Raw genomic sequence first — 19793 nt, forward strand, 5'->3', positions numbered from 1 at the left:
CTAATAAATTAGGTAACGCTAACCAGCTCCGCTACCGGTCGATCGCTTCTTCGAAGGCATGGGCGTCACTCCGGGAAAAACGCCGCGCCGAGCAAGATCGACTCTCGATGGTTAGGTTATACTAACCTCACAACAACTTGTCCAGTTCGCCCCCGAGTACCCTGAACCGAACGCCTCTCCGGCAGCGAAATGCTCTGGGGCACAAATGTTTTGACGCACAACAAAGACGCCCGCCACGAGTCGCTCATGGCGGGCGTCTTCCGGGTCGAAGTGTCAGTTTCCGCCGACCGACACGGCCTGCGAGGTGATCCGCCAATCGGTGGCATCGGTGCGGTGCCGCCAGAATTCGGCGAATCGTCCGTCCGCGGAGAGCAACTCCGCGACGGTGCCGTCCTCGATCACGCGGCCGCCGTCGAGGAACAGCACGCGATCGGCACCGGCGATGGTCGAGAGCCGATGCGTTACCACGATGCGGGTGCGCTGCCGGGGGTCCTCACCGATGGCCGTCACGACCGCGGCCTCGTTCTCCGCGTCCAGCGCGCTGGTGCCCTCGTCGACGAGCAACACCGACGACGGCTTGAGCAGCGCGCGAGCGATCGACACCCGCTGGCGCTCACCGCCGGACAAGGCCGTGCCCGCTTCCCCGACGACGGTGTCCAGGCCGTCGGGCAGTCGCCGGGCGAACTCGTCCACGCGCGCCAGCTGCAGCGCCGCGGCCACGTCGTCCTCGCCTGCGCCGGGATTGCCCGACAGCACGTTCTCCCTGATGGTCCCGGCGAACAGGTACGGCTGCTGGAACACCACGCTGGTCACCGTCGAGCGGTGCGCCGCGTCCAGCTCGCCCAGATCGACGCCACCGACGACGACGCTGCCCGCGTTCGGCTGCTCGAGCCCGGCCACCAGGCCGAGGACGGTGCTCTTGCCCGCGCCGGACGGGCCGACGACGGCGGTGACCTCACCGGCGCGGAACTCCACGTCCAAGCCGTCGAGCACCGGTGGTTCGCTGTCGTCGCCGTAACCGAATCGCACGCCGCGCAGTTCGACCGCGGCGGCCGTGGTCGCGAGTTCCGTGGTCGCGCCCCCGATTTCCGGCCCCGGCGTGTCGATGACGGTGCGGATGTCCTTCAGGGTGGAGCGGCTGGTCTCCATGGCCGGGGCCAGATCGCGGATCGAGGTGAACGGCTCCACGAACCGCACCACGACCACGATCAGGGCGATCGCCTCGGGAATTCCGAGCGATCCACGCACCGCCAGCCACGCGGTGGTGCCCGCCATCGCCAGCAAGGCGATCTGCGCGGCCACGGTGAACAGCAGCTGCCCCGGAATGCTGAGCAGCAGCAGCCGCAGGGTGGCGCCGTGCTGGGCGGCCAGCGCCGCACCGGCCTGACTGCTCGCCGGTTCCACCCGGCGGGCAGCGCGCAAGGCGGACTGGGTGCGGGCGAATTCGATGATGCGCGCGGTGAGCTCGCTGTTGGCGTCCGCGGCCACCCGATCGGCCTGCTGACTGATCCGGTTGGCACCCCACAGCGCGCCCAGCAGCAACGGGACCGCGACCAGCGCGACCAGCCCGAGCTGCCAGGCGATCGGCACCAAGGCCACCGCGATGGCGATCGGCAGCAGGATGCCCTGGATCAGCGGGGTCAGCAGGTATCCGACCAGCCCGACCAGATCCGGGCCGGTGCTCGCGATGGCGCGACGCGCGGTCGCCGAGTTCTCGTCGGTGAACCAGCGCAACGGGATTCGCGCGACCTGAGCGGCCACCGAACGCTGCGCGCTGTCCAGGATGCCGAAGCCGAGATCGAAGCCGATGCGGTAGCCGATCGAGTCGACCACCCAGCCGATCGCCACCGCCAGGGTCAGCAGACCGACCCAGCGCCAGGCGGCGCCGGGGTCGTCGCCGAAAAGCTCCGTCACCAGCGGAACCACCAGCACGACCGCGATCGCCCGCACGATCGTCGAGACGACGTTCAGCGCGAGATAGCCCGCGACACGGCCGCGCTGCTCGGCGGGCAGCAGGCTCAGCACAGTCCGGAACATCAGACGTTCTCCTTCGCATGGATGCCGGCGCCGAGACTCGCTCCGGCTGTCGGCACACTCGCCTCGTCGCCCGCACCGGCCTCCCACAGCTGCCGGTAGCGACCATCGACCGCGAGCAGTTCGTCGTGCGTGCCCGTCTGAGTGACCCGGCCGCCCTCGAGCACGACGATGCGGTCGGCGTGGGCAACGGTACGCAGCCGGTGCGCGATCACCAGCACGGTGCGACCGGCGGTCAGGCGATTGATCGCCTGCTGCACCAGGAATTCCGACTCCGGATCGGCGAAGGCGGTGGCCTCGTCGAGGATCAACACCGGAGTGTCGGCGAGCAGCGCCCGGGCGATGGTCAGTCGTTGCCGCTCACCGCCGGACAGCGTGGCGTTCGCGCCGAGCACGGTGTCGTAGCCCTGGGGCAGCCGCAGGATGCGTTCGTGCAGCTGAGCGTCCTTCGCCGCCTGGACGACCGCCTCGTCGGAGGCGTCCGGGACGGCCAGGGCGATGTTCTCCCGCACGGTGCCGTGCACCAGCTGGGCGTCTTGGAAGACGAACCCGACTCGGGCGTACAGCTCGTCCGGGGTGAAGGTCGTGATATCGCGTCCGCCGATCCGGATCGCACCGGCGTGCAGATCGTGGAAACGCGCCAGCAGCGCGGCCAGCGTCGACTTGCCCGCGCCGGACGGACCGACCAGCGCGGTCACCGTGCCGGGCGCCAAGGTCAGCGAGACGTCCTGGACCACCGGCGCCTCGGCGCGGTATCCGAAGGTGACGCTGTCGAACTCGACGTGGCCGTCGGCCGCCTCGAACCGCGTTCCGCCGGTGCGGACGTCGAGTTCGTTCTCATCCAGTGCGGCCTGGATGTTCTGGGCGGCCGCACGGCCGTCGCGCAGGCCCATCAGGCCGTAGCCGATGCCGAGCAGCCGGGATCCGAACGTGGTGCCCAGGAACAGGAACGGCAGCAGGTCCACCGGTTCGAGACCGCCACCCGCCACCAGGGCGGTGCCCGCGATCAGGATCAGCCACAGGAAGGTGACCGGACGAGTGATCAGGTCCATCGTCGCCTTCTTCCCGACGAAGGGCCGCTGCCAGCCGTCGAGGAAGGCGATGTAGTCGTCGAGGCTGCGCCGGAACGGCGAGGCCGCCGAACCGCCGAACACCCGGATCACCGGCTGACCCTCCATGTAGGAGGTGGCCTCGCCGTTCATCCGCTCGGCCCAGCGCTGCGACTGCATCGTCTTGGGACCGGAGGTGGCCATCATCGTCATCATCGTGATGATGTAGGCGAGGATCGGCACCAGCAGCAGCAGACCGAGTCGCCAGTCCACCCAGATCAGGTAGATCAGCACGGCGATGGGCGCGACGACGGCGGCCACCGCGTCGGTCACCGCGTGCGTCACCAGGTAGTGCAACGAGAGCGTGTCGCCGGTGACCAGCTTGTCGATCTGGCCGGAGGTACGCGCGGTGAACCAGCCCAGCGGCAGGCGCGCCAGTTTGCTCAGCAGACGGCCACGCAGATCACGGCTGAACCGGGCGTCGACGGTGTGCAGCCACAGTTGCAGCGCCGCCTCGAGCACGGCGCTCAGCGCGAGCAAGCCCACGGCCCACAGGCCCAGGGTCCACAACGTCGAGTTCTCGCTGCCCTTCAGCAGATGCCGGGCCAGCTCCACGAGCAGCACGTACGGCGCGAGTTGGAGCAGGGTCAGCAGTACCTGCAGTACGCCGGCGACCACGAATTTCGGCTTCAGCTCGGCGAAGAGCTTGCTGCCCGCCTGCGAACGCCAGTTGCCCCTGGTGGGTGCGACGGTCGACGCGGCGGGAGTCGTCGGCGGCTCGATGACCTTCTCGGTCGCCGCCGCTTCGGGCGTCTCGATGGTTGCCGTCGTGGTGGTCGCGGTGTCCTCGGTCTCGGAGCCGTCGCGCTCCTTGCCCATCGCACGCCCGATCGCCCAGTACGCCTGCTGGTAGAACTCCGACTTGGGGAAGCCGAAATCCTCCTTGACTCTGGCTCGGATGTGCTTGAGCGCCTTGGACTCCGGTCCGGCCCAGCAATACCAGTTCGACCAGTCGCGGGTCTCGAGCGCGGCGGCCATCGCCTGCTCGGAGGTCCGCGGCACCCAGCGCACGCGCGCGAGCGGGTGTTCGGCCAGCGGGATGAGCAGGTCGTCGTCGTGGTGCTGTTCGAGATACACCTCGACCGACACGTGCCGCGGGAGCGCGCGCAGAATGGAATTGATCGCCGGGATCGAGGCGGAGTCGCCGATCAGCAGATAGCCCGCGGGCAGGTCCTCGGGGATCGCGAAACCTCGGGAGCCGAAGGAGGCCACCTCGATCTCTTCGCCCGCCTGCACCCGCTGCGCCCAGGCCGAGGCCGGACCCGCCGGTTCGTGCAGCACGAAGTCGACAGCGAAATCGCCCGTCTCGGAGTTCACTTCGGCGATGGTGTAACCGCGCTGGAACTGTTTGTCCGAGCCGTCCGCGGCGGGAAACCAGATCCGCAGCCAGGCGGTGGGTTCGATATCGATCTCGGCGAACAGCGTCGGAGCGGTCAGCCAAACCCGACGCATCCGGGGCGAGGTCTGTTCGGAACCGACGACCGTGGCGGTGTGATACTGGATGCCGTAGGCACGAAGCATCGCGCCGGTGAATCCTCTGCGAGCCATTCAGCCATGTCCTCTCGCGTGCGACTTTGGTTAGCCTACACAAACTTCCGGCGTCACAAACGCCGTGCCACCGAATCGGTATGCCTCGGATCAGTTGTCGTTCTTCAGATCGGTGAGCGACAGGCGCAGCACGCCCGCCACGAACAGCACCACGCACAGCGCGCCGAAATACAGCAGCGAACCGTTCTCCCCGCCGAACAAGCTCTCGAAGGTCGCCAGCTGGCCGACGCCGAGCTCGCCGTTCTTGAACGGCATCAGGCGTTGCACCAGCATGCCCACGTCACCGGGGATGAAGTTGACGAACACTTCCACGCCGAATTTCCACAGCAGCACGATCATCACCACGAAGCCCGGTTTGGGCACCAGCGCCGCCAAGCCCAGCCCCAGGGCGCAGACCAGCACGGTCAGCAGCGGGATGCCGAACCACAGCCGCAGTCCCTCGGAGGAGAACACGTCCACACGACCCCAGACATCGGGCAGCAGACGCGGGAACCCCCACAGGATCACGAAAGTCGTCACCCACGCGGTGAACGCCGCGATCGCGCCGAACACGATCAACTTCGCGACGGGCAGCAGCCAGCGGCGCGTCTGGATACCGAAGACGATCTGGATCGTGGTGTCCTTGAACTCCGAGCACAGCGAGGAGACCCCGCCCGCCATCAGAATGAAGGTGGAGAACACGATGATCCAGTAGGCGGCGTTGTCGGTGTCCATACCGCCCGCGCCGTCGAACTTGTTCGTCTGCACGGCCATCGCGATCCCGTAGTTCAGCAGGATCGGGATCAGCACGGCCGCGGGCACGATCGTGTACCACAGGGCATTGCGCCAGGACAATTTCGCGCACTCGCTGCGCACCGACCTGATCAGGTACGTCACGGCGCTCACCGCGCTGCCTCCTTCGCGGCGTATTCGACACTGTCTCTGGTGATCTCGAGGTAGGCCGACTCGAGCAGGCGCGGCCCGCTGCCGCGCGCGACGGTGTCGTCTCGGCTCGCGTCGGAGAGGACTTCCCCTCTGCCCATCACGGTGATCCAGGTGGCGGTGATCTCCACCTCGGTGAGATCGTGAGAGGCCACCATCACGCACTTGCCCTCGGCGGCGAGACCGGTGAGCAGTTCACGCAACCACAGCGTGCCCTCGACGTCGAGGCCGTTGGCCGGCTCGTCGAGAACGACGGTGCGCGGATCGCCCAGCAACGCCGAGGCGATGCCGAGGCGCTGCAACATGCCGTAGGAGAACTTGCCGACCGGGCGCCGGGCCACACTCGCCAAGCCGACGCGCTCGAGCACCGGACCGACCGTGCCGTCGGGGATCCCGCCGAGGCGGGCCTGCCAGCGCAGATGTTGCTCGGCGGTGTGTTTCGGGTTGCGGGAGAACGCGCCGAGGCTGAAACCGACCTCGCCGATGGTGTTCTCGAGTTCCCGCAACGGCCTGCCGTTGATGGTGATCGTCCCGGAGTCCGGGGTGATCAGACCGGCGACCATGCGCATGAGGGTGGTCTTGCCCGCACCGTTGGGCCCCAGCAGGTAGGTGATCGCCCCGTCTTCCGCCGTGAAATCGACCGCCCGGACGGCGGGTTTGTCACCGAAGCTCTTGGAAACGCCCTTGACGCTGATCATCGCTGAAGTCCGTACCTCTCCACTGCCCTCCCGTGCCGTTGGCGGCGCCGGAGAGCTCTCCGCAGCACTGGAGCGACCCCCGTGGGATCGGGGATCGCTCCAGTGGGGACATCCGATCGTCAGTAACCGAAGCTCGGGTTACCAGCGCACTGCATCTCCTGGCAGATCGACTTCCAGTCGAACTTCCACAGGCCGCCTTCACGGATCCAGTGGTAGACGGTGCTGGTGGCCGGGAAGCCCGCCATCAGCCCCTGCACCGAGACCGACATGTGGTTGCCGGAAATGTTCACCGGACCGGTCGCGCGCCCTTGGATGGAGAAGAAGTCCATGGTCCGGCTGTTCTGCATGACCTGCTCGAGCGCGGCGCGGGCGCCGGGACCGTTGTAGCTGACCTCGACCTTGGGGTCGATGCCGATGTTCGGGTTCCAGAAAGCCGCGAACTGGCGCTCGATCTGGTCGAGGCCGGGGGTCTCGGAGCTGACGTAGAGATCGTTCACCGTGGAGTTGCGGATCGAGACGTCGGCCGAAGCGGGCGACGCGAGCCCCAATGCGAGCAGTGCGGCGAACGCACCGGCGATGACGACCTTGAGGATTTTGGACATGACACCCTTCTCGACTCGACCCGGGGGAGGTCCGGCCGAGCCGGACTCGCGCGAGACGTCCACGCCTCCCCGCCGTTGCGCGCCTCGGACATTCGAGGGCAGCGCGTGGCGTGAGAAACCATAACCGCGAAAGTTAGGTGAGTCAAACCTAACTAGCGATCGGACCGGCATCGCTGCACGGGTCGGTACGGGCCGCCCGTCCGCGCGGCGGTGGGTGGTCGGGTCGGGTGCCGGTACTACCCGGTCGTCACAGGGTGTCGGAGAAGTCCGCGGCCGAACGCGAGGAATGCGGAGTCAGATCCGGGTACTGCGCCGCCGGATCGACCGGCTGGGGCATCTCGATCTCAGAGGCTTCGTCGTCGCGCAGCGCCGCGGCCGCTTCCCGCTTGGCGCGGCGGGCGTCGGTGATCCGGGCGATCTGCACCGCGACCTCGAACAGCACGGTCAGCGCGCAGGCCAGCGCCAGCATCGAGAACGGATCCTGTGGGGTCACCACGGCGGCGAAGACGAACAAGCCGAAGATGATCCCGCGCCGCCACGCCTTGAGCTTGACGTAGGGCAGCACCCCGACGGCGTTCAAGCCGACAACCAGCAACGGTGTCTCGAAGCTGACGCCGAAGATGATCAGCAACTGGATGATGAACGAGAAGTACTGCGAACCGCTCAGCGCGGTGATCTGGGCGTTGTCACCGATCGAGAGCAGGAAGCTCAACGCGTGCGCCACCACGACGTAGGCCAGCACCGCGCCGGTGACGAACAGCACGCTGCCCGCGCTGACGAAACCGACGGCGTACCGGCGTTCCTTCGCGTAGAGACCGGGAGTGATGAACGCCCACAGCTGGTACAGCCAGATCGGCGCGGCCAGAACCACGCCCGCGGTGAAACCGACCTTCATCCGGAGCATGAATTGCTCGAACGGAGCGGTCGCCAGCAGGCGGCACGAGCCGTCGGGCGTCAAGGCCGCCCGGGCACTGGCGGGCAGAGAGCAGTACGGCCCGGTGAGCATCTCACCGAGACTGGGCACCATCCAGAAGGAATGCGCGTACCAGAAGAACCCGAACACCGTGGTCAGCAGGATGGCCGCGATGGACTTGAGCAGCCTGCTGCGCAACTCTTGCAGGTGTTCGACCAACGACATGGTGCCGTCGGGATTCGTCCTGCGCTTGCTGCGCCGAGGATCGAACGGGATTCGCATCGTCGTGGTGTGTCCCTGTGCTCGCGGGCCGCGGAGGCGGAGGCTTGTCTCTACCACCGAACAGCACTGATCGGGGCGAGCGTGCGCTCACCCCGAGGGAAGCGATCGGCTCAGGCCGACTTCTGCTCGTTCTGGGTAGCCTGCGGTGCGGCGGCCTGCTGCGCGGGCGGCGTGGCCGAAGCGGCGGGCAACTGCTGCGCGGGCTGCTGCACGGGCGCGGCGGCGGACTGCTGCGGCGTCTCGTTCTGCATCTGGCTGACCTCGCTCTTGAAGATGCGCAACGAACGCCCGAGGCCACGCGCCGCGTCGGGCAGTCGCTTCGCACCGAAGAGCACCACGAACAGCAACGCGATGATCAGCAGGTGCGACCAGCTGAACGTGCCTGACATGTGTACCTCCCGAGAAAGTGGTGTCTCCGATGCTACCGGACCTGCTCGGCGCCGTTTCGGCGCTACGGGGGTAGCTGGGAGTAGTCACCGAGCCGTCGCCCTACGGCAACCGCGTGGTCCCCTTGCCGCCACGGTCGGCCGCCGCCCGGAGCTCGGCGAGCAATGCCGCGCCGGTCCATTGCCGCGGGTCGCCCCGTTCGGCTTCGTTGATCAGTTGGATGAGCCGCTGGTTCACCGGCGTCGGCACCCCGGTCATCGCCCCGAGATCCACCACTTCCCCGCACAGCCACGTGATCTCGGTGCGCCGCCCGGCGGCCAGGTCGTCGGCCATCGAGGACCGCGCCAGCGGGTCGATCGCCAGCACCCGCGCCGCCAGCAGGCGGAACAGCCAGGTGGGCACGGTCAGCACCGAGGCCATCAGTTCCGGCGGCAACGCGGTCAGGCGAGCGGGGTGGATGCGCGCCCGACGCATGACCCCGAGGGCCTCCTTCTGCGCGAGCGCCACGCAGCGGCGGTAGTCGCGGTCGGCGAGTTGCTCGCGCAGCGGCAGGCCCGACAGGGCGTTGACCGGGTTGTTCAGGTTCAGCAACAGTTTGGCCCACTGCACCGGGCGCAGGTCGTCGTGGCGCTGCAACGGCAGGCCCGCGCGGTCGAACAGGTCGAGGTAATCCCCCAGCGCGGGATCATCCTGCACCGCGAGCCCACCCTCGGTGCCGCGATGGAAGTGGCCGGGAGCGCGACGGACCACGTTGAACATGACCATGCCGGGCAGCACGACGCACGAGGAGAGGATGTCGCGCAGCACGGTGTCGTTGCCGATCCCGTTCTGCAGGCTCAGCACCACCGTGCCGGGCCGGATTCGGCCCGCCAGCGCGCGGGCGGCATCGACGGTGGCCCCGGATTTCACTGTGACGAGTACCAGGCCGGCCTCGTCGACGTCCTCGGGCTCGGTCGCCACCCGGAACCGCTGCGGAGCGACCCGGTGCGACGCGCCGTCGAGGTCGGTCAGGTGCAGGCCGTCGGCGGTGATCTCGTCGAGCATCCGTTGCCTGCCGACGAAGGTCACCTGCGCGCCCGCACCTGCCAGCAGCCCACCGACGTACATGCCGATACTGCCCGCGCCGAACACCATCACCCGAGGCGGTGACCCGGTCGCCTCGCTCACAACGCCCCCACTTCTTCCAGGCCCGCGTCCCGGTACGCCGACAGCGCCGCCTCCGAACGCTCGCGCACCGCGGCGACCAGTTCCACCGGCCCGAGTGCTCGCACGCCCGCGCCGAAGCCGAGCAGCAGCCGCGCCATCCAGTCCAGGGTGGCGAAGCGCATGGTGGCTTCCATCGAACCGTCGGCCCGGGTGGCGACCCGGTGCATCGGGTACTGGTCGAGCACCCAGCCGTAGTCCGGACGGATCAGCAGACGGGCCAGCGGGACCGCGGGATCGTCCTGGAACAGGTCGAGTGCCGCCTCGGTCGATACGTCACGTGGCGGGCGGGCCCGCTCGTCCAGTTCGGTGGCGGCTTCCATCCGGTCGAAGCGGAACAATCGCACAGCTTCGGCCTCCCGGCACCACGCCTGCAGGTAGCTGTTGTCGTCGACGAGCAGGATGCGGATCGGATCGACCACCCGCTCGGAGACCACATCGCGACTGGCCGAGTAGTAGACCAGGCTCAGCGCGCGCCCACCGGCCAGCGCCGAGCGCACGGTGGTCACCGCGGGCGCCTCCAGCGGGGCGAACGAGACGGGCTGCGCCTGCTCGGAGTCGGTCGCCCCGTCGGCGATCGCGGATTCGATCTTGGCGATCGCGGCGTGCGCGGCCGTCGGATCGACCATGCCCGGCATCTCGACGATCGAGCGCAGCGCCACCAGCAGGGCGGTGGCCTCGGTCGAGGTCAGCCGCAGCGGGCGGTCGATGCCCGCGGAGAAGGTGACCTCGATGCTCTCCTCGGAGAACGACAGGTCGATCAGGTCGCCGGGGCCGTAACCGGGCAGCCCGCACATCCACAGCTGATTCAGATCGCTCATCAGCTGTTTGGTGCTCACGCCCAGGTCGGCGGCAGCTTCGGCGGCACTGATACCCGGGTTGGCGATCAGATACGGGATCATGTTGAGCAGCCGCGACAGCCGCACCGAGAGTCTGCTGGTACTCATGCCGAAGCCTCCGGGCTCTCCGAGACGGTGACCTTCACGCCCGTGGCCTGCGACACCGCGAGTTCGGAGACCGCGCGCAACCGCGCCATCACATCGGCGCGCAGTTCCGGCGGTTCGAGCACCAGCGCGTCCGGCCCGAGGCCGGTGACCAACCGCGCGATCCAGTCCCAGGAGCGAACCGGCACCTCGAGCACCACCCCGGAACGTCCGGCGAGCACCTTCGGCTCCCGCACCGACGCCAGCCTGCGCAGGTCACGGCCGCGACCGTCGGCCACCCAGATGACCGCGGTCCCGGTGACCGGGCTGCTCCTGGTGACCCGGGCGACGATGTCGCGCAGATCCACGCCCTCGGGTTTGCGCACGACATTGCGCGGCCCGTACGCGGTCACATCCGCGGCGATCCGTGAGAGCCGGAAGCTGCGGACCGCGTCGCGGTCCCGGTCGTGCCCGACCAGATACCACCGGCCACGATGGGTCACCACGCCCCACGGTTCGACATCGCGCATCCGGTACGGTTCGCCCACCGAACCCCGATGCTCGAAACGCACCGCCTGACCGGCGTCGACCGCGGCCAGCAGCTTGCCCAGCACCGGCTCGGAACCCCGGGTGCGGGCGGGCACCGCGGGCACCGTCGCCACCGGCGCCTCGGTCTCGACATGGATGCCCGCCGCGCGCAGCTTCAGCAGCGCGCCTTCGGCCGCGGCAGCCAGCTCAGGAGACTCCCACAGCTGCACGGCGACCGCCACGGCGGCGGCCTGCTCGTCGGTGAGGTCGATGTCGGGCAGGGCGTAGGCGTCGGGGTTGATCCGGTAGCCCTCCAGCGCCGAGAACCGCCCGACCGGCCCCACCTCGAGGGGAATGCCCAGGTCACGTAGCTCGTTCTTGTCGCGCTCGAACATCCGGCTGAACGCTTCGTCGCTGACCGATTCCTCGTAACCCGCGACGCTTTCCCTGATCCGCTCCGCGCTCAGGAACTGACGGGTCGACAACAGCGCGATGACCAGATTCATCAGCCGCTCGACCTTGGATATCGCCACCCGATAGAGGGTAATCCGCCCGCCCGCCCAGGTGTGCGTCGGCGCGCGAAACCCGCCGCACGCACCGGTGCGGCGGGCTCCGGCCGAACACCCGACCTGGAGGCGCTACATGGAGGCGATCAGTCGTTCCACCCGCTCGTCGACCGACCGGAACGGGTCCTTGCACAGCACGGTGCGCTGGGCCTGATCGTTGAGCTTGAGGTGCACCCAGTCCACGGTGAAATCGCGCCCGGCCTCCTGGGCGGCGGTGATGAAGTCACCGCGTAGCTTGGCGCGCGTGGTCTGCGGCGGGGTTTCCACCGCGGCGTCGACGGCCTCGTCCTCGGTGATCCGCTTGGCCAGCCCCTTGCGCTGCAGCAGGTCGAACACGCCGCGACCGCGCTTGATGTCGTGGTAGGCCAGGTCGAGCTGGGCGATCTTGGGATCCGAGAGCTCCATGTTGTAGCGATCCTGGTAGCGCTGGAAGAGCTTGCGCTTGATCACCCAATCGATCTCGGTGTCGACCTTGGCGAAGTCCTGCGCTTCCACCGCGTCGAGCGTGCGGCCCCACAGGTCGACGACCTGGTCGATCTGCGGATCGCGATCCCGGTTGCGCAGATGTTCGACCGCGCGGGAGTAGTACTCACGCTGGATGTCGAGCGCACTGGCCTGCCGCCCGCCCGCCAGGCGGACCGGCCTGCGACCGGTGAGATCATGGCTGACCTCCCGGATCGCGCGGATCGGATTGTCCAGCGCGAAGTCGCGGAAGGAGACGCCCGCCTCGATCATCTCCAGCACCAGCGCCGCGGTGCCCACCTTGAGCATCGTGGTGGTCTCGGACATGTTGGAGTCGCCGACGATGACGTGCAGGCGCCGGTACTTCTCGGCGTCGGCGTGCGGCTCGTCGCGGGTGTTGATGATCGGGCGCGAGCGGGTGGTCGCCGAGGAGACGCCCTCCCAGATGTGCTCGGCCCGCTGCGAGAGGCAGAAGGTGGCGGCCTTGGGCGTCTGCAGCACCTTGCCGGCGCCGCAGATCAGCTGGCGGGTGACCAGGAACGGCAGCAGCACGTCGGAGATCCGGGAGAACTCCCCGGCCCGCACGACCAGGAAATTCTCGTGGCAACCGTAGGAATTGCCCGCCGAATCGGTGTTGTTTTTGAACAGATAGATGTCGCCGCCGATGCCCTCTTCGGCGAGACGCTGCTCGGCGTCGATGAGAAGATCCTCGAGCACCCGCTCACCGGCCCGGTCGTGGGTGACCAGCTGATGCAAGCTGTCGCACTCGGCGGTCGCGTACTCGGGATGCGAGCCGACGTCGAGGTAGAGGCGAGCACCGTTGCGAAGAAACACGTTCGAGCTACGGCCCCAGGACACCACCCGGCGGAAGAGGTACCGGGCAACTTCGTCGGGGGACAGCCGACGGTGACCGTGGAAGGTGCATGTCACACCGAACTCGGTCTCGATCCCCATAATTCGTCGCTGCACTCTTCGAGGTTACAGCCAAGTGGGGTTGTCGCGGGGCGGTGCGGACAACAGCGGGGCACACGGCTTCACAACGATTCGGGTGATTCGACCGTTTCCGACCGGAAACACGAGCCGGGGAATTCCGACGGGAAACAGGGCGGGTCCGTGTGCGAACCGATGGTTCGCACACGGACCCGTCGAGTGACATTCGTCCCGTTGCTCTAGGTGGAACCGCCCGACTCTTCGCTGGAATCGTCCGGCAATTCCACCGTAGTGGTCGGTTTCTTCGCCGCCTCGTCCGACGCGGGCTCACCGTCGCCCGCGGCCAGGAGCTGTTCGAGCGCCGACGCGGCGACCCGGCGGAACGCCCGGCGTGGCCGAGCCTGTTCCAGGGTGGCGACCTCGAGCTGCGCGACGCCGATGGCGCGCTTGTCCTTGTCGCCTTCGGGGATGGCGGCCTTCAGGGCTTTCACCGCGATCCCGATCGCCGCGCCGAGCTCCAGCCCCGGCTGGTAAGAGCTCTTCAACGCCGTGATGATGGGCTCGGTGGTGCCGCCCATGACCACGAACTCGCGCTCGTCGACGATGGAGCCGTCATAGGTGATCCGGTAGAGCACCGCTTCGGGCGACTCTCCCGCGTAGCCCACCTCCGCGACACAGATCTCCACCTCGAAGGGCTTGAGCTGGTCGTTGAAGATCGATCCGAGGGTCTGCGCATAGGCGTTGGCCAGCGCCCGGCCGGTGACATCGCGCCGGTCGTACTGGTAACCGCGCAGATCGGCCTGCAGGATGCCGCCGCGGCGCAGGCTCTCGAACTCGTTGTACTTGCCCACGGCGGCGAAGCCGACGCGGTCGTAGAGCTCGCTGACCTTGTGCAGCGTGGCGGAAGGATTCTCCGCCACGAACAACACGCCCTTGTCGTAGGTCAGCACGATCACGCTGCGACCCCGAGCGATGCCCTTACGGGCGAGCTCGGTCTTGTCGCGCATGATCTGCTCGGCAGACGCGTAGTACGGCAGCGTCATGCGAGGGCACCCCCTTCCTGAGCCGCGGTGCGATCGGCCACGATGCCGCGGGCGACCTCGGCCAGCCGATCCTCGGCCACCTCGAGCGCTCCCTCGGCATCGATCACGACCGCGGTCGGATAGATGCCGCGCAGCAGATCCGGCCCGCCGGTGGCGGTGTCGTCGTCGGCCGCGTCGTAGAGCGACTCGACCGCGATACGCAACGCCCGATCCTGGTCGATTCCCTTGGAATACAACTTCTTCAACGAGGTACGGGCGAACATCGACCCGGAACCGACCGCGGTGTACCCGAAGCGCTCCTCGCTGCGCCCGCCGACCACGTCGAAGGACACGATGCGACCGGTCCGGTCCGGGTCACCGGCGCGCTCGTCATAGCCGACGAGGACCGGCACCACGGCCAGGCCCTGCATCGCCGCGGGAAGGTTGTCGCGCACCATCTTCGACAGTTTGTTGGCCTTGCCGTCGAAGGTGAGCGGGACGCCCTCGATCTTCTCGTAGTGCTCGAGCTCGACCGCGAACAACCGCACCAGTTCCACGGCCATGCCCGCGGTGCCCGCGATGCCCGCCGCGGAGAAGGTGTCGGTGATGTACACCTTCTCCATGTCCCTGCTGGCCAACAGGTTTCCCTGGGTGGCCCGGCGATCGCCGGCGATCAGCACGCCGCCGCGGTAGCTGACCGCGACGATGGTGGTGCCGTGCGGAGCGATGTCCTTCGCGGCGGCGCCACCGGCAGAACCGGTGGCGCCGTCGATGGCCGAGAACCTGTGTGGCCACAGCAATTCCGGAGCGTGTTGCCGCAGGTGTTCGGTGAAAGAGGAAAGCGCGTGCCCCGGGTGGAGACGCATCGGGTCACCCGCAGTCACTGGCCGCCCTTCTGCACGTAGGCGCGGACGAAGTCCTCCGCGTTCTCCTCGAGCACGTCGTCGATTTCGTCGAGCAGGTCGTCGGTCTCCTCCGCGAGCTTCTCGCGGCGCTCCTGCCCTGCGGCATCGGGGCCGACGGAACCTTCGTCCTCGTCGCCGCCCCCGGTGCGCTTGGTCTGCTCTTGTGCCATGGCAGCCGACCTCCTGTGTTCTCATCACGACCGGACCCAGAGGTGAGCACGGTTCCGATCATGCGCAATGTGCGTGCTCGTTCTTCAACACTACCCAGCGACCCCGACACCATGTCGGATCTGTTGCCTTTTCGTGCGGTCTGTCCGTGTGATCTCTCCCGGCGGTCAGTGGGTGAGTTCGCGCACCAGTTCGGCCGCGCTGTCCACGCCGTCCAGCAGTTTCCCTACGTGCGACTTGGTGCCCCGACGCGGCTCCAGGGTGGGGATGCGCACCAGCGAGTCGCCGCCCAGATCGAAGATGACCGAATCCCAGCTCGCCGCCGCGATATCGGCGCCGAAGCGGCGCAGGCACTCGCCGCGGAAGTACGCCCTGGTATCGGTGGGCGGGTTGGTCATGGCGTCGAGCACCTGCTGTTCGCTGACCAGCCGCTTCATCGACCCGCGCGCCACCAGCCGGTTGTACAGGCCCTTGTCCAGGCGCACGTCGGAGTACTGCAGGTCCATCATGTGCAGCTTGGGCGCGGCCCAGTTCAGGCCCTCCCTGCTGCGCATCCCCTCGAGCAGGCGCAGTTTGGCCGGCCAGTCGAGCAGGTCGGCGCATTCCATCGGGTCGCGCTCGAGCAGATCGAGCACCATCGCCCAGTTGTCCAGGACGTCACGGGCGCGCGGGTCGTCGTTGCCTTCCCGGTCCATGAACTTGGCGACCTTCTCGTGGTAGAGGCGCTGCAGGGCCAGGCCGGTGAGTTCGCGCCCGTCGGCCATCGCGACGGCCACCCGCAGCGTCGGATCGTGGCTGATCTGGTGCACGGCGGTGACCGGGCGGGCCAGCTGCAGATCCGACAGGTCCTCGCCCGCCTCGATCAGGTCCAGGACGAGCGCGGTGGTGCCGACCTTGAGGTAGGTCGACATCTCGGCCAGGTTCGCGTCGCCGATGATGACGTGCAGCCTGCGGTACTTGTCCGCGTCGGCGTGCGGCTCGTCGCGGGTGTTGATGATGCCGCGCTTGAGGGTGGTCTCCAGGCCGACCTCGACCTCGATGTAGTCCGAACGCTGGGACAGCTGGAAGCCGGACTGGTCGCCGGACTGGCCGATGCCGACCCGGCCGGATCCACATACCACCTGGCGGGAGACGAAGAACGGGGTCAGACCGACGATGATCTGGTTGAACGGCGTGTCCCGGTTCATCAGGTAGTTCTCGTGGGTGCCGTAGGAGGCGCCCTTGCCGTCGACGTTGTTCTTGTACAGCTGTAGCCGCGGCGCCCCCGGCACGCTGGAGGCATGCCTGGCGGCGGCCTCCATGACCCGCTCGCCCGCCTTGTCCCAGATCACCGCGTCGAGCGGGTCGACGACCTCGGGCGCGGAGTATTCCGGATGCGCGTGGTCGACATAGAGCCTGGCACCGTTGGTGAGGATCATGTTCGCCGCACCCACCTCGTCGGCGTCGATGACCGGGGCCGGGCCGTTCATCCGGCTCAGGTCGAACCCGCGCGCGTCGCGCAACGGCGACTCCACCTCGTAGTCCCATCGGGTCCGCCGGGCGCGCGGCACGCCCTCTGCCGCCGCGTACGCCAGGACCGCCTGCGTGGAGGTGAGGATCGGGTTGGCCGACGGCTCGGTGGGCGTCGAGATGCCGTATTCGACCTCTATTCCGATGATGCGCTGCATGCCTCGAGCCTAGGCGACGCGCGCCGTCGCGGCGGCCGTACCCGTTCGCGCCCGTCCGATCCGGCTCTCGGGCGATGTCGTCGCGGGTGCGTTCGGGGTGGAGATCGTCCGCGATGGGTACCCCGGATGGTTCTCGCGGGTGACGACAGCGCGGGCGCCCGCGCCGGATAGTGGCGAGGTGACCGAACAGATCGCCGATCCCGCGCGGAACCCGGCCCCCGGCGCGCCGGTCCCCGCGCCGGGCCGATTGGCCGCCCTCGATGTGCTGCGCGGTATCGCGATACTCGGCACGCTCGCGACGAATGTCTGGATCATGACCGATCCGGAGGGCATGATCGGCTACCTCGACCACGTGGGCTCCGCGAACGCCGGGTGGGCCGAGCGCGTCCTCCAGCAGCTCGCCCAGGGGAAGTTCCTGGGACTGCTCACGATCATGTTCGGCATCGGCCTGGCCATCCAGCAGGCCTCCGCCACCCGCGCCGGACGCCGATGGCCGGGCGGCTACCCGTGGCGCGCGGTGCTGCTCCTCCTCGACGGCCTGCTGAATTTCGTTCTCGTCGCCGAATTCGACGTGCTCATGGGCTACGCGGTCACCGGTCTGGTGGTGGCGTTCCTGCTCGCGACGAGCGAACGGGCGCGACGGCGATGGCTGATCGCCGCGACGGCAGTGCATCTGACGCTGCTGACACTGGTGGCCGCGGCTCTGGCTACCGCGCCCGCGGCCGAATCCGCACCGCGAGATCCACTCGACCCGAACCCGTACGCGGACGGCTCCTTCTGGGATCTCGCGCTGTTCCGGCTCGAGAACGCGGGACTGTTCCGGATCGAGCCGGTGGTGATCTTCCCGATGTCGGTCGCCTTGTTCCTGACCGGCGCCCTGCTCTTCCGGCGCGGCGTTTTCGGCCCCGAAGGCGTGCGGCTGCGCCGACGGCTGATGATCGTCGGGGCGGTCGCCGCCGTCGTCGATCTGCTCGCCGGTGTGCTGGGCGGCGGCGACGCGCTGATCTTCACCCGCTACGGGACCGCTCCCCTGGTGTCCTTCGGCCTGCTCGCGCTCGTCGCCGGGTTCTACGCGCACGGGCGCCGGACCGGATTCGCCGGCCGCAGGCTCGGCGAGGTCGGCCGAACCGCGCTGTCCTGCTACATCCTCCAGAATCTGGTGGCCTCGGCACTGTGCTACGGCTGGGGGCTGGGTCTGGCGGCGCGGGTCGGCGACGCGGGTCGCGTCCCGTTCACGGTCGGGGTGTACCTGCTGGTGTGCGCAGTCGTCGTGGCGGCCGCGCACCTGTGGTTGCGCCGATTCGACCGGGGCCCGGTGGAATGGCTGTGGCACACGAGTTATCGGCGGCTGGCCGGCGAGCGCTGACGACGATCGCAGGCCCCACCGATGTCGGTCGCCGCTCGGCGGGACCGACTCGCCGAAACGGCCACCGTGAGGGCGTGTCGCCGGATATTCTCGTGTGGCGAGCCCGAATCCGGACTCGCAGTTGCGCGGCATGCGGGAGCGTCGGATGGAGAAGACCCTGGTCGTCGACGAAAAGCCCCGCTGGGCAACGGCGCTGCTACGCCCAGGCATCCTGGCCTTCGGCGGACCGATCGAGCCCTCGGCACTGCACGCCCACCACACCGTCCAGATGCTGGTCGCCCGGACCCCCGTCACCGTCATGGACGCGGGCGGCGTGCGCCATCAGGGCACCCGGGTGATCGTGCCCGCCGACGCGCCGTACCGGATCGAATCGGCGGCCGAGGGCGCGACGCTCTATCTCGACCCGGAGACCGCCGTGGGCGCGGCCGCGGCGGCCGACGCCCACCGCGGCGGCTGGGCGGACGACCGAAATCCGTTGCCCGCGGCCATGGCCGACTCCCCCATCGCCGAACAGGTCGCCGTCATCGTGCAGACCTTGCGTTCGACGCCGCTCACGGCCCCGCACCGGCACGCCGCCGTCACCGAGGCACTGCAGCTGCTGCCCTCCCTGGTCCTGGACCGCAGCATCCGTGGCGCGGATGTCGCCAAGCGGGTCGGCCTGTCCCCCGGCCGCCTGTCCCACCTGTTCACCGAACAGGTCGGAATCCCCTTGCGTCCCTATATCCTCTGGCTGCGACTGCGCATCGCCATCGGCCGCTTCCGCTCCGGCGACGATCTCGCCGCGGCGGCCGACGCCGCCGGCTTCGACGACAGCACCGATCTCACCCGTACATGCAGGCGCACCTTCGGTCTCACCCCGGACGCCCTGCACCACGCCGCCCATTGGGATCTCGGCGACGAGGTGCGCTGATCCCTCGCCGGTCAACGGTCGATTCCGGATCAGCACGCCCGACGAGGTGATGCCATCGCCGACCGGGGACGTGCTGCCGACGTCGGCGAGGGCCACAGCACCGTCGCCATCGGTTTCACCGTTGATCGCGGCCCGGTCGAGTCGGCCCGTGGCCCCGGTTACTGCCCACGCCGGGGAGCTGTGCGACGTCCCGCGGCTCGGACTCCTGTCGGCGTCGTGGCTGTACGGCGAGCCGATGGGCATCGGAACTCAGCTGACGACCGGATCTTCCACTGCTCTGGCGCGCAGGTGATACCGCGCGCCGATGGTCTTGAGCGCCTGCCGCACACCGGGCGGAGCCCACGCCGCCGACGCATCCTCGAGCACCTCGGGCTCGATCAGCCGCACGGTGTGGTTTCTCAGACGCAGCTCGAATTCTCCTGCGGCCATGACGTTCTTGAGCCAGTCGACATCGCGGCCGTAGGTGAGCGCGATACGGTGCACCGGCCCGTCGGCGAACGCGAGCACCGGCGTCTCGTAGGACCGGCCGGAGTGGCGGCCCTTGTGCAGGACGACGGCCAGCGGTCGCACGCGGCTCGCCAGCGGACCGGCGACCCGATTGGTGACGCGGCGGTTGAATGTGGCCAGGGAATGTGGAAGTACCATGTCG

The 19793-nt window shown here is 68.5% G+C and carries 18 protein-coding genes; 2 read left to right on the forward strand and 16 right to left on the reverse strand.

Annotated elements, in window-relative coordinates:
* Positions 1 to 273: 273 nt before the first annotated feature.
* From IU449_RS05710 to dop, 15 genes are all read right to left on the reverse strand, one after another.
* On the reverse strand, positions 274 to 2037 hold the full coding sequence (locus IU449_RS05710) for an ABC transporter ATP-binding protein (protein ID WP_195000876.1): 1764 nt from the start codon (positions 2035 to 2037) through the stop codon (positions 274 to 276).
* Positions 2037 to 4691 carry an ABC transporter ATP-binding protein/permease gene (locus tag IU449_RS05715; protein WP_228803729.1) on the reverse strand — a complete coding sequence of 885 codons (2655 nt, stop codon included), beginning with the start codon at positions 4689 to 4691 and terminating at the stop codon, positions 2037 to 2039. Before IU449_RS05715 ends, IU449_RS05710 begins: the two co-directional genes overlap by 1 nt.
* Positions 4692 to 4781: 90 nt before the next feature.
* Positions 4782 to 5576, reverse strand: coding sequence for an ABC transporter permease (locus IU449_RS05720; protein ID WP_324188103.1), 795 nt, complete (start codon positions 5574 to 5576; stop codon positions 4782 to 4784).
* Positions 5573 to 6310, reverse strand: coding sequence for an ABC transporter ATP-binding protein (locus IU449_RS05725; protein ID WP_195000877.1), 738 nt, complete (start codon positions 6308 to 6310; stop codon positions 5573 to 5575). Before IU449_RS05725 ends, IU449_RS05720 begins: the two co-directional genes overlap by 4 nt.
* Before the next feature lie 119 nt (positions 6311 to 6429).
* Positions 6430 to 6912, reverse strand: coding sequence for a hypothetical protein (locus IU449_RS05730; protein ID WP_195000878.1), 483 nt, complete (start codon positions 6910 to 6912; stop codon positions 6430 to 6432).
* Between the two features lie 247 nt (positions 6913 to 7159).
* Positions 7160 to 8107, reverse strand: coding sequence for a twin-arginine translocase subunit TatC (gene tatC / locus IU449_RS05735; RefSeq protein ID WP_195000879.1), 948 nt, complete (start codon positions 8105 to 8107; stop codon positions 7160 to 7162).
* A gap of 110 nt (positions 8108 to 8217) precedes the next feature.
* Positions 8218 to 8496: a Sec-independent protein translocase subunit TatA gene (gene tatA / locus IU449_RS05740; RefSeq protein ID WP_195000880.1), complete on the reverse strand. Its 279-nt coding sequence runs from the start codon at positions 8494 to 8496 to the stop codon at positions 8218 to 8220.
* Between the two features lie 100 nt (positions 8497 to 8596).
* Positions 8597 to 9628, reverse strand: coding sequence for a 2-dehydropantoate 2-reductase (locus IU449_RS05745; RefSeq protein ID WP_195002341.1), 1032 nt, complete (start codon positions 9626 to 9628; stop codon positions 8597 to 8599).
* A gap of 29 nt (positions 9629 to 9657) precedes the next feature.
* The gene (locus IU449_RS05750; RefSeq protein ID WP_195000881.1) at positions 9658 to 10644 is read right to left on the reverse strand and encodes a helix-turn-helix transcriptional regulator; all 987 of its coding nucleotides are present in this window, start codon (positions 10642 to 10644) and stop codon (positions 9658 to 9660) included.
* On the reverse strand, positions 10641 to 11681 hold the full coding sequence (locus tag IU449_RS05755) for a helix-turn-helix transcriptional regulator (RefSeq protein ID WP_195000882.1): 1041 nt from the start codon (positions 11679 to 11681) through the stop codon (positions 10641 to 10643). The genes IU449_RS05750 and IU449_RS05755 overlap by 4 nt, the downstream gene beginning before the upstream one ends.
* A 105-nt stretch (positions 11682 to 11786) precedes the next feature.
* Positions 11787 to 13145, reverse strand: coding sequence for a Pup--protein ligase (gene pafA, locus IU449_RS05760; RefSeq protein WP_195000883.1), 1359 nt, complete (start codon positions 13143 to 13145; stop codon positions 11787 to 11789).
* A gap of 200 nt (positions 13146 to 13345) precedes the next feature.
* Positions 13346 to 14149 (reverse strand): proteasome subunit alpha, encoded by an 804-nt coding sequence (gene prcA, locus IU449_RS05765; protein WP_195000884.1) that lies wholly within the window; start codon positions 14147 to 14149, stop codon positions 13346 to 13348.
* Positions 14146 to 14994: a proteasome subunit beta gene (prcB, locus tag IU449_RS05770; protein ID WP_195000885.1), complete on the reverse strand. Its 849-nt coding sequence runs from the start codon at positions 14992 to 14994 to the stop codon at positions 14146 to 14148. Before prcB ends, prcA begins: the two co-directional genes overlap by 4 nt.
* Before the next feature lie 14 nt (positions 14995 to 15008).
* On the reverse strand, positions 15009 to 15203 hold the full coding sequence (locus tag IU449_RS05775; RefSeq protein WP_195000886.1) for a ubiquitin-like protein Pup: 195 nt from the start codon (positions 15201 to 15203) through the stop codon (positions 15009 to 15011).
* 165 nt (positions 15204 to 15368) lie between these two features.
* Positions 15369 to 16868, reverse strand: a complete 1500-nt coding sequence (gene dop, locus IU449_RS05780) for a depupylase/deamidase Dop (RefSeq protein ID WP_195000887.1) — start codon at positions 16866 to 16868, stop codon at positions 15369 to 15371.
* A gap of 190 nt (positions 16869 to 17058) precedes the next feature.
* Here dop and IU449_RS05785 point away from each other — a divergent pair, with 190 nt between their 5' ends.
* Positions 17059 to 18234 (forward strand): DUF418 domain-containing protein, encoded by a 1176-nt coding sequence (locus IU449_RS05785; protein WP_416382153.1) that lies wholly within the window; start codon positions 17059 to 17061, stop codon positions 18232 to 18234.
* Between the two features lie 94 nt (positions 18235 to 18328).
* The gene (locus IU449_RS05790; RefSeq protein WP_324188104.1) at positions 18329 to 19144 is read left to right on the forward strand and encodes a helix-turn-helix domain-containing protein; all 816 of its coding nucleotides are present in this window, start codon (positions 18329 to 18331) and stop codon (positions 19142 to 19144) included.
* A 249-nt stretch (positions 19145 to 19393) separates the two neighbouring features.
* On the opposite strand, the gene IU449_RS05795 is transcribed toward IU449_RS05790, so the two are convergent.
* Positions 19394 to 19789 carry a nitroreductase family deazaflavin-dependent oxidoreductase gene (locus tag IU449_RS05795; RefSeq protein WP_195000888.1) on the reverse strand — a complete coding sequence of 132 codons (396 nt, stop codon included), beginning with the start codon at positions 19787 to 19789 and terminating at the stop codon, positions 19394 to 19396.
* Positions 19790 to 19793 lie beyond the last annotated feature (4 nt).

The organism is Nocardia higoensis (assembly GCF_015477835.1).
Lineage (GTDB): Bacteria > Actinomycetota > Actinomycetes > Mycobacteriales > Mycobacteriaceae > Nocardia > Nocardia higoensis_A.